This window comes from Candidatus Burkholderia verschuerenii (assembly GCF_001189365.1).
GTDB lineage: Bacteria > Pseudomonadota > Gammaproteobacteria > Burkholderiales > Burkholderiaceae > Caballeronia > Caballeronia verschuerenii.
Genome location: NZ_LFJJ01000199.1, coordinates 1 through 10339, shown reverse-complemented (window position 1 = coordinate 10339; position 10339 = coordinate 1). Strand labels below are relative to the sequence as shown.

At 61.1% G+C, this 10339-nt stretch carries 4 protein-coding genes and 4 pseudogenes; 1 reads left to right on the top strand and 7 read right to left on the bottom strand.

The annotated features are described in order from the left end of the window. Positions 1-875: 875 nt before the first annotated feature. The 4 genes and pseudogenes from urtD to urtA all read right to left on the bottom strand — a co-directional run bounded on the left by urtD (position 876) and on the right by urtA (position 5928). On the bottom strand, positions 876-1742 hold the full coding sequence (urtD, locus tag BVER_RS24445) for an urea ABC transporter ATP-binding protein UrtD (protein WP_050455478.1): 867 nt from the start codon (positions 1740-1742) through the stop codon (positions 876-878). Beyond that, complete coding sequence (gene urtC / locus BVER_RS24440) at positions 1739-2935, bottom strand: urea ABC transporter permease subunit UrtC (protein ID WP_050455477.1); 1197 nt, start codon at positions 2933-2935, stop codon at positions 1739-1741. The genes urtD and urtC overlap by 4 nt, the downstream gene beginning before the upstream one ends. A 4-nt stretch (positions 2936-2939) precedes the next feature. Continuing rightward, positions 2940-4543, bottom strand: a pseudogene (urtB, locus tag BVER_RS24435) (urea ABC transporter permease subunit UrtB). A gap of 78 nt (positions 4544-4621) precedes the next feature. Beyond that, positions 4622-5928: pseudogene (urtA, locus tag BVER_RS24430) on the bottom strand (urea ABC transporter substrate-binding protein). A gap of 274 nt (positions 5929-6202) precedes the next feature. Here urtA and BVER_RS24425 point away from each other — a divergent pair. Next, the gene (locus BVER_RS24425; RefSeq protein ID WP_157056206.1) at positions 6203-7006 is read left to right on the top strand and encodes a lysozyme inhibitor LprI family protein; all 804 of its coding nucleotides are present in this window, start codon (positions 6203-6205) and stop codon (positions 7004-7006) included. Positions 7007-7108: 102 nt separating this feature from the next. On the opposite strand, the pseudogene BVER_RS24420 reads toward BVER_RS24425, so the two are convergent. The 3 genes and pseudogenes from BVER_RS24420 to BVER_RS24410 form a co-directional block, all read right to left on the bottom strand. Further along, positions 7109-8397 (bottom strand): annotated as a pseudogene (locus BVER_RS24420) (MFS transporter). 133 nt (positions 8398-8530) lie between these two features. After that, a pseudogene (locus BVER_RS24415) lies at positions 8531-9307 on the bottom strand (SDR family oxidoreductase). 12 nt (positions 9308-9319) lie between these two features. Further along, positions 9320-10339, bottom strand: a 1020-nt coding sequence (locus BVER_RS24410; RefSeq protein ID WP_050455475.1) for an aldehyde dehydrogenase family protein, incomplete at its 5' end; no start/stop codon positions are given.

Sequence of the window (10339 nt, the reverse complement as noted above, 5' to 3'; positions counted from 1 at the left end):
GCCATGGCGTAAGCCCTCCCGAGGGCAGGTTGACGAACTGGACATTCATCAACTTACACCACGGCCACCCCTGCCTCTGCGCTCCTGCCGCCTCAGCGTTTTTGCACATCATTCTGCACACTACCGGAACGGCCGCGGCACAGGACTTTAGACTTGGCACAGCAGTAGCGAGTGTCTTCACGGTACGTTCCGGCGCTGGTTCCCATGCGATTAGCGATTTCTCGCCTACATCGGTAACGGTCCCCTGCGGCTTACTCCGGCCTCGCTGCGCGGCCGGTTTAGGGCCGTATAAGCAACCGGCAGGTGTTTAGCGAAACGACCTCGAACACGTCATCGGTTTAATCGTTATTCGGCCCTACCTTGGTTAGCGCTTCGATGGAAAAGTAAGCGCTCTTGCGTGCCACGCTCCGCAATCAAAGCTAGACAGAGACAGAGCCCGCAACCAAATCGACGAGCTTGGCTAACCGAACGTGCTTGGTCCTTGTCGACGCTCAAATCGGGGTAGGGCCGAATAACGATAAGTGCGATGCCGCATTCGAGGTCGTTTCACTGATCACCTGCCGGTTGCTTATACGGCCCTAAACCGGCCGCGTAGCGAGGCCGGAGTAAGCCGAAGGGGACCGATACCGATGTAGGCGAGAAAGCACGGATCGCATGGGAACCCGCGCCCAAACGCACACGAGAACACTCGCTACTGCTGTGCCAAGTCTCGAGTCCTGTGCCGGGGCCGCTCAAGAAGGTGCTTAGGATCGGACAGCGGCTTTCTTTGGTCACTTTCTTTGCCGCCGCAAAGAAAGTGACCCCTCCGCCGGGGAGGCGGCTACTGAAAATAAAGCGCGAAAAGAGCCGCATAGCCACCACCACCAAAAAAAAACTTACCGTCCAAGATAAGACTCACTAACCGCCTCATCCCGCTTGACTTCATCAAGCGTCCCTTCGGCAAGAACAGACCCTTCAGCCATAACAGTCACTTTCCCGGCATCGCCGGAAAGCGCAGCAACAAACTCCATGTCGTGTTCAACGACCATCATCGAACATGTGCCACGCAATTTATTGAGCAACTCGGCGAGTTCCATCGTCTCGTGATCGGTCATGCCCGCAACCGGCTCATCGAGCAACAAAAGCGCCGGTTGCTGCATGAGCAACATGCCGATTTCGAGCCGCTGCTTCTGTCCGTGCGACAACTCACCGGCCAGCCGCGTTGCCTGATGCTGCAAACGAATCAGTTCGAGCGTTTCCTCGATCCGCTGCTGCGCCTGCCGATCGAGCCGCGCGCGCAGCGAAGCAAACCAGCTCTTGTCGGTCTTCATCGCGAGTTCAAGGTTCTCCCACACGGGATGATTCTCGAACACCGTAGGTTTCTGAAACTTGCGCCCGATGCCCGTGCGCGCAATCACCGGCTCCGACATGCGCGTAAGGTCGAAGGTCTGTCCGAGAAAAACCTTGCCGCCATCCGGACGCGTCTTGCCGGTGATGACGTCCATCATCGTCGTCTTGCCCGCGCCGTTCGGTCCGATCACGCAGCGCAATTCGCCCACGTCGATCGACAGCGTGAGTTTGTTCAACGCGCGAAAGCCGTCGAAGCTCACGGTCACGTCTTCGAGATAAAGAATCGTCCCGTGCGATACATCGATCTCGCCAGGCGCGAGCACGTGCCCCATGCCCGACGTTACGTTGATGTTCTTGTGCAACGAGTCCGGAATCGGCGGCAAATCGACGATCAAGGCATTGATTGCAGTCATTCCGCGATGTCTCCTGAAGCAGCCTTCTTGCGGCGCGCGAGATCGATCAGACCCATGATGCCGTTCGGCAAGAGCAAGGGCACGAGCGTGAAGATAAGGCCAAGGAAGAACAGCCAATACTCCGCGAAATAAGCCGTGAAAAAGCTTTTCGCGCCGTTCACGGCAAACGCGCCGATGATCGGTCCGATCAACGTGCCGCGTCCGCCGACCGCCACCCAGATCGCCATTTCGATCGAGTTGGCCGGCGACATTTCGCTCGGATTGATGATGCCCACCTGCGGCACATACAACGCACCCGCAATTCCGCACAACACCGCCGACACGGTCCAGATAAACAGCTTGTACGCGAGCGGCGAGTAGCCCAGGAACATCAGACGCGTTTCGCCGTCGCGCACGCCGGTCACGACGCGTCCGAGCTTCGACGTGCCGATCCAGCGCGCCGCGAGAAAAGCCAGCACCAGCACCGCGAACGTGATCAGGAACAACGCCGTGGGCGTGCCCGGATGCGTGATCGGAAAGCCCGCGATGCGCTTGAAGTCGGTGAAGCCGTTGTTGCCGCCGAAGCCGGTTTCGTTGCGATAGAACAGCAGCATCGCGGCAAAGGTCATGGCCTGCGTGATGATCGACAGATACACGCCCTTCACGCGCGAACGGAACGTGAAGAAGCCGAACACCCACGCGAGCACGCCCGGCACCAGCACGACGAGCGCGAGCGCATACCAGAGATGTTCCGTGCCTTCCCAGTACCACGGCAGCTTGTGCCAGTCGAGGAAGACCATGAAGTCCGGCAGATCGCTTTGATACGTGCCTTCGCGGCCGATCGAGCGCATCAGATACATGCCCATACCATAGCCGCCGAGCGCGAAGAACAGCGCGTGCCCGAGGCTCAGAATGCCGCAATAGCCCCACACGAGATCGAGCGCGAGCGCGCCGATCGCGTAGCACATGAGCTTGCCGACGAGCGTCATCGCGTAGGCGGACAAGTGGAACGTGCTCGTCTCCGGCAGCACGAGCGACGACACCGGAACGAAGATTCCCATCGCGATGATGAGCGCAATCAATGCGATCCAGCCATTGCGCGGCAACAGCGCCGCGCGCGGCGGAAGTCCCAGCGCGAAGCCCGCGCGTGCCGCTTCCGCATCGGGTTGCGGCGCGACGTCGAGGTTGGCGCTGACATTGGTCGAGGCATTCATGAGATCAGGCCTCCGCGCTGCGGCCCTTCAGGGCGAACATGCCCTGGGGACGCTTCTGGATAAACAACACGATGAGCACCAGCACCGCGATCTTCGCGAGCACCGCGCCACAGAACGGTTCGACCGCCTTGCTGACGAGCCCCAGCCCGAAGCCGCCGATCACCGTACCCGCCAGCTGGCCGACACCGCCCAGCACCACGGCCATGAACGAATCGATGATGTAGCTCTGCCCGAGATCGGGACCGACATTGCCGATCTGCGACAGCGCGCAGCCGCCGAGTCCCGCGATGCCCGCGCCGAACGCGAATGCATACGAATCGACGCGCGCCGTCTTCACGCCGACGCACGCGGCTATGCGACGGTTCTGCGTCACCGCGCGCACGAAGAGGCCGAGACGCATCTTCGTCAGCACGCCCCACGCGATCGCCACCACGAGGAGCGAGAACACCAGAATCGTGATGCGGTTATACGGAAGAATGAGGTTCTGCATCACCGCGACGCCGCCGCTCATCCACGAAGGATTCGTCACCTGCACGTTCTGCGCGCCGAAGATCGTGCGCGTCGCCTGAATCAGAATCAGGCTGATACCGAAGGTCGTCAGCAGCGTTTCGAGCGGACGTCCATAGAGAAGCTTCAACACGAGCCGCTCCAGCACGATGCCGACTAGCGCCGCCGCCGCGAACGATACCGGCACCGCGAACAGCGGATACCAATTGAACGCAGCGGGCGCGTAATGCTGCACGAGGTTCTGCACGACATAAGTCGCGTACGCGCCGATCATCAGAAACTCGCCATGCGCCATGTTGATGACGCCGATCAAACCATAAGTTATAGCCAGGCCCAACGCAGCAAGCAGCAGCACGCTACCAAGAGAAAGACCGGCGAACAGCGTGCCGAAAATCTCGCTGCGGCGCTGGATCGAATCGAGCGCGTAGATGGCTTCCTGCGCGGCGCTCCGCACGCGCTCATCGGGCTCGTTGTAGCTGCCGTCCGCCTTCTTCGCGACGATCGGGCGCAGCAGTTCGTACATGTCGAGATCGTGGCGCGCGGCGACGAGTTGCGCGGCTTCCAGCCGCTTGTTGACTTCGGGATCGTGCAACGCGGTCATCGCCCAGAGCGTGTCGAGGCGCTTCTTCAAATCTGGATCTTTTTCGATGGCGCGGGCGCGGTCGATCATCGGCTTCATCGATGCGTCCGGGTTCTTCAGCAGCGCGGCGATGGCTTCGCGGCGCTTCGCGACATCGGTCGATGCGAGTTGCAGGCCGGACAACGCGCCCGCCACTTTCGTGCGCAGCGTGTTGCTCAAGGTGATCTGTTGCGCATCCGGCGCTTCGGCGGTCTTGCCGGTCAGCGGATCCTTGTTGCCGTCGTCGGACTGGATATAGACGCGGCCGTCGTTGGTGGCGACGAGCGATCCATCGGAAAGAGCGTTCAGGACTGCGATGGAAGTGGCATCGCCCGTCAAGATGAGTTTGTCGATGGCGGCGGACTTGGCTTCGAAGTCGTCGCCCGCGAGCGGGCGAGATCCTCGTTCGTGAGCGCGTGTGCCGTGAGAGACGTCAGCGCGATGCATAGCGCAAGGAAGACACGCACGATTGAACCGGTCATGATGGCCTTTCTAAAAAGAACTGATGGGCCGCGCGCGATGCCATGCGCGCGGCCGTGCCGCTTCAAACCACCAAGGTATTACGCCACCCGCACGCGCTGACGGCGCAGGAACGCGGGGATCGAGCTGACCACGTCCGGCTTGCCTTCGTTACCTGCGATATACTGGCTCCACGGCTGCGCGCGAATCGCGGTCTTGGTTTTCCACACGACGTTGAACTGACCGTCGCCGCGAATTTCGCCGATCATCACCGGCTTGTGCAGATGGTGATTGCCGTCCATCGTCAACGTGAAGCCCGAGGGCGCGGCGAAGGTCTGTCCGATCATCGCGGTGCGAACCTTGTCGATATCGGCGCTCTTCGCCTTTTCGACGGCCTGCTTCCACATGTGGATGCCGACGAAGGTCGCTTCCATCGGATCGTTGGTCACGCGTTTGTCGCCGCCCGGCAGGTTCTGCGCTTTCGCGTACGCGAAAAATTCCTTCTCGAACTTCGAGTTGTTCGGGTTCTTCACCGACATGAAGTAGTTCCATGCCGCGAGGTGGCCGACCAGCGGCTTCGTGTCGATGCCGCGCAGTTCTTCCTCGCCGACCGAGAACGCGACGACCGGCACGTCGGTCGCCTTCAGGCCCTGGTTGCCCAGTTCCTTGTAGAACGGTACGTTCGAATCGCGGTTGATCGTAGACACGACGGTTGTCTTTCCCCCCTGGGCAAAGGTCTTGATGTTCGCGACGATGGTCTGATAGTCGCTATGTCCGAACGGTGTGTAGACCTCTTGAATGTCCGCATCTTTCACGCCCTTGGAGTGCAGGAAAGCGCGCAGGATCTTGTTGGTCGTGCGCGGGTAGCGTAGTCCGTGCCGAGCAGGAAGAAGCGCTTGGCGCTGCCGCCTTCCGGTCCCATCAGATATTCGACGGCGGGGATCGCCTGCTGATTCGGCGCCGCGCCCGTGTAGAACACGTTGCGCGACATCTCTTCGCCTTCGTACTGCACCGGATAGAAGAGCAGGCCGTTGAGTTCCTCGAACACCGGCAGCACCGACTTGCGCGACACCGACGTCCAGCAGCCGAACACGACCGCGCACTTGTCCTGCGTCAGAAGCTGGCGCGCCTTTTCGGCGAACAGCGGCCAGTTCGATGCCGGATCGACGATGACCGGCTGAAGCTGGCGGCCCATCACGCCGCCGCTCTTGTTGATATCGGCGATGGTCATGAGCGCCGTGTCCTTCAGCGACGTCTCGGAGATCGCCATCGTGCCCGACAGCGAGTGCAGGATGCCGACCTTGATCGGACCGCTATCAGCAGCTTGGGCTTTACTGATCGGGAGCTGGCCTGCGAGCGCAAGCGCGCCCGACATGGAACCGAACTTCAGCAGACTGCGACGTTTCATTGATGTAATCCCCTTGCCGATGTGTATGTAAAGAGCAGTGAAGCCGTTGAGCGGGTCGTTTGTGTAGGTGGACGTCGATCAGCGAAACACCTTCTGCAAGGGGTATGCCAATGGGGGGCAAATGCTTGACTGGCGCGGCTTGGCGGGGGATTCCGGGAGGATTGACCGATGCGCGGCCGGTTCGCTACGGACGGTTTTGGTGCATGCGCGAGGCGGCATGCGTCGAAGCGGTGCGTGATCTGAGTTTTCCGATGCGAGCAATTGTCAAATTGATTTGCTCGATATCGACGAAACCGTTGGCCGCCGCATACTACGTTGCGCTTTTCGCATCTTAAGGCTGTGTGTAGCGATTTTGGATTTGAGTGGAGAATGCGGCGGTGCCCAAACGTATATTGATCAAAGTTTTAGCGGCTTTTTGCTTTTTCTGGGCGCAAAGCGTGCTCGCCGAACCAATCCTCACGATCGATCTTCTCGGATCAGCTTATACAAAGACGACGAAACGGTTCTCGCGCTACTTAAAGTCACGAACAAGGAAGTCGATGCTCCATTTGACATCGTGTTGCCGCCGCCTGGCGAATGTACCAGCAAGTTTGTCGATGACATTGGCGCGGACCGACCGTGCTATACCGTTCAGTTACGGGAGAACAATCGGCCTGTCGCGGAGGTTCATGAGCGAATTCTCGACAATCTTTTGAACGAGTCATTGGTACTGCTGAGCTATAAATCAGCTATACCTCGATACTCCGGAAGCCATAAGGTGCGCATTCGGATTGGGACTGCAGGCTTTTATAACGACAATGTCGATATCGCGTTTGACCTTGATTTGGTGCTTCGTCAAGAGATCGCGCAAGAGCGTCCCTATGCGCTTCTGCAATCCGATGCAGATCGTGACGTCAATATGTTGTACAAGACCAAGCTTCGAAGTATGGGTTCCGCCAGAGGAGCGGTGTTGAAAGAGGACGAACGACGTTGGATAAGTGATAAGGATAGGGATTGCGGTTCTGACAACACCGAGCAGGCTGAGCGGTGTCGGTGGATGAAGACTTCAGTCCGAATTCAAGAGCTGAAGGGCTGGTAAAGCGGTGCGCAACTCGTGGACTGTCGAGTCGCGCATCGCCGCAGCCTATGTGTGTCGAGGCCAATAAATAGTTTCCCAAGCCGTGTCTGGCTCAATAGGTAGTCACTTATTCACCATCTTCGCCGGCACACTCAACACCAGCACCGCGCCGAGCACCAGAAACCCTGCCAGCATAACTGCTTGAGCCATCCCACCAGATACGGACTCAGAAAGCCCGCCAGATTGCCCAGCGAGTTGATCATCGCGATACCCGCCGCCGCGCCCGTGCCCGCGAGGAACGCCGTCGGCAGGCTCCAGAACAGCGGCAGCGTGGTGAGGATGCCCATCGTCGCGAGCGTGAGGCCGAGCATCGCGAGCGTCGTGTTGCTCGCGAGCATCACGGACATCACCAGGCCGATCGCGCCGATGACCGCCGGAATCGCGATATGCCAGCGCCGCTCGCCGCTGCGATCCGCGCTGCGCGCCGCCCACAGCATGCCGACGACCGCCGCGCCGTAGGGAATCGCCGAGAGCAGGCCGATGTGCAACGCATCCTTTACGCCCATCGATTTGATGATGGTCGGCAGCCAGAAGCTCACGCCGTACAGGCCCATCACGAAGGAAAAGTAGATCAGGCTCATCAGCCACACTTTGCCGCTGGAGAGGATCTTGCCGATCGACAGGTCTTCCTTCTCGACGTTATCCGCCGCGATATTGCGCGCCAGCAGATCGCGTTCGTCCTGCGTCAGCCACTTCGCCTCCGAAATGCGATCGTCTAGCTTCAGGAACACGACGATGCCCACGATGATCGACGGAATCCCTTCGAGCAGCAGCAGCCATTGCCAGCCGTGCCAGCCGTTCTTCATGTGGAAGGAATCCATGATCCAGCCGCTGATCGGGCCGCCGATCAGGCCCGACAACGCGATCGCCGTCATGAACAGCGAAGTCATGCGGCCGCGCCGCTGCGCCGGAAACCAGTACGTCAGATAAAGAATGATGCCGGGAAAGAAGCCCGCTTCCGCGACGCCCAACAGAAAGCGCATCACGTAGAACATCGTCGGCGTGGAGATGAACATGGTCAGCGCCGAGATGACGCCCCACGTGATCATGATCCGCGCGATCCACACCCGCGCGCCGACGCGATGCAGGATCACGTTGCTGGGCACTTCGAAAATGAAGTAGCCGAAAAAGAAAATCCCCGCGCCGAAGCCGTACACGGCGTCCGACAAATTCAGGTCGGCGGCCATCTGCAACTTGGCGAAGCCGACGTTCACGCGATCCAGATACGCGACCACGTAACAGATAAGCAGTAGCGGCGAGAGCCGCCACACGACTTTGCGGTAAGTGGCTTCCTCGAACGCGGAAGGCGCGCTCGCGCCGGGGCGCGGCATCGGGTTGGCGGTGCTGGCCATGCTGTCTCCTTGGGCTTTTATCGATGTCGCGGGCCGGGCCAGCCCGCGATTACAGTCGCGTAAGAATGCAAGCGGTCAGCCTGCGCGCCAAGCTAAGGAAAACACCGATAAAACCGCTTGCCCCGGACAAAGCTCAGACGCAGCGCCCGCCGTCCACTTCGAGCGCGATGCCGGTGATGAACTCGGCGTCGTCGGAGGCGAGGTAGAGCGCCGCGTTGGCGATGTCCTGCGGCGTCGACAGCCGTCCGAGCGGAATCGTCGCGAGAAACTTGCGGCGGTTCTCCGGCGTGTCTTCCATGCCCATGAATTCGGACAGCAGGGCGGTTTCGCCCATCACCGGATTGATGCAGTTCACGCGAATCCGGTCCGGCCCGAGTTCGACCGCCAGCGCCTTGCTCGCGATAATCACCGCCGCCTTGCTGCCGTTGTACCAGACGAGCCCGGGGCGCGGCCGCACGCCCGCCGTCGACGCCACATTGATGAACGCGCCGCCGCCCTATTCGCGAAAATACGGCACGAACTGCTCGACGCTCCAGTACAAACTCTTCACGTTCACTGCGTAGACGCGATCGAACTCGGCTTCGGTGACATCGAGCACCGGCTTGTTCCGATGCGTCGTGCCCGCGTTATTGACGACAATCTGCACGCTGCCGAAATCGTCAATGGCGGCGTCGTGCAGCGTCTGCCAGTCCTCGCGCTGGGTCACGTCGCCCTGCACGGCGATGGCGCGCCCGTGCTTCGCCTGCCCCGACGACGCCAGGGCGATTTCGCTCGCCACGCGCTCGGCCGCCGGCCAGTTCAGATCGTTGACGACGACGTTCGCGCCTTCGCGCGCAAAGGTCTTCGCGATGCCTTCGCCGAAACCCGAGCCGCCGCCCGTCACGATGATCGTCTTTCCTTGCAGTCGCATGGTGGTCTCCGGTCAGCCGTGTTTGATGGCGATGGTCTTGAGCGTCGTGAAACCGTACAGCGCCTCGAAGCCTTTCTCGCGTCCGTGGCCCGAATGCTTCACGCCGCCGAACGGCAGTTCGACGCCGCCGCCCGCGCCGTAGTTGTTGATGAACACCTGTCCGGAACGCACGCGCCGCGCGAGCCGCATTTGCCGGTCGCCGTCGCGGGTCCAGATGCCCGCCACCAGTCCGTAATCGGTGCCGTTGGCGAGCGTCAGCGCTTCGTCTTCGGAGTCGAAGGGCATCGCGGCGAGCACCGGGCCGAACACTTCCTCGCGCGCGAGACGGTGTGTCGGCGGAACATCGCGCAATAAGGTGGGCGCCTGATAGAAGCCCGCTTCCGGCGCTTCCGCGACGACTTCGCCGTGCGCGGCCATCGCGATGCCGTCGTGCTGGGCATCGGAGAGGAAATCCCACACGCGCTGCTGCTGCTTCGCGCTGATCAGCGGGCCGCAATCGAGATCGAGCGTGCTCGGGCCGACCTTCAGCGCGCCGAACGCCTGTGACAAGCGCTCCAGCAGCGGCTCGTAGGCCGCGCGTTCGATCAGCACGCGACTGCCCGCCGAACACGTCTGCCCGGCGTTCTGCACGATGGCCGCGACGAGCACGGGCAGCGCGGCGTCGAAATCGGCATCGGCGAACACGATTTGCGGCGACTTGCCGCCCAGTTCCAGCGTGACCGGAACGTGATTGTTCGCCGCCATCTTGGTGACGGCCGCGCCCGTCGCGGGCGAACCGGTGAACGAAATATGGTCGATGCCCGGATGACGCGCCAGCGCCGCGCCCGCTTCGTGCCCGTATCCGGTGACGATATTCAGCGCGCCTTCCGGCAAGCCCGCTTCCGCCGCCAGTTCCGCGATGCGCAACAGCGACAGGCACGCGTCCTCGGCGGGCTTGACGACGCAGGCGTTGCCGGTCGCGAGCGCCGCGCCGACGCTGCGCCCGAAAATCTGCAGCGGATAATTCCAAGGCACGATATGGCCGGTCACGCC

What these genes read in the sequence shown, in the direction of transcription:
- urtD (WP_050455478.1), bottom strand. Translation starts at nt 1,742, where the DNA reads ATGACTGCAATCAATGCCTTGATCGTCGATTTGCCGCCGATTCCGGAC.
- urtC (WP_050455477.1), bottom strand. Translation starts at nt 2,935, where the DNA reads ATGAATGCCTCGACCAATGTCAGCGCCAACCTCGACGTCGCGCCGCAA.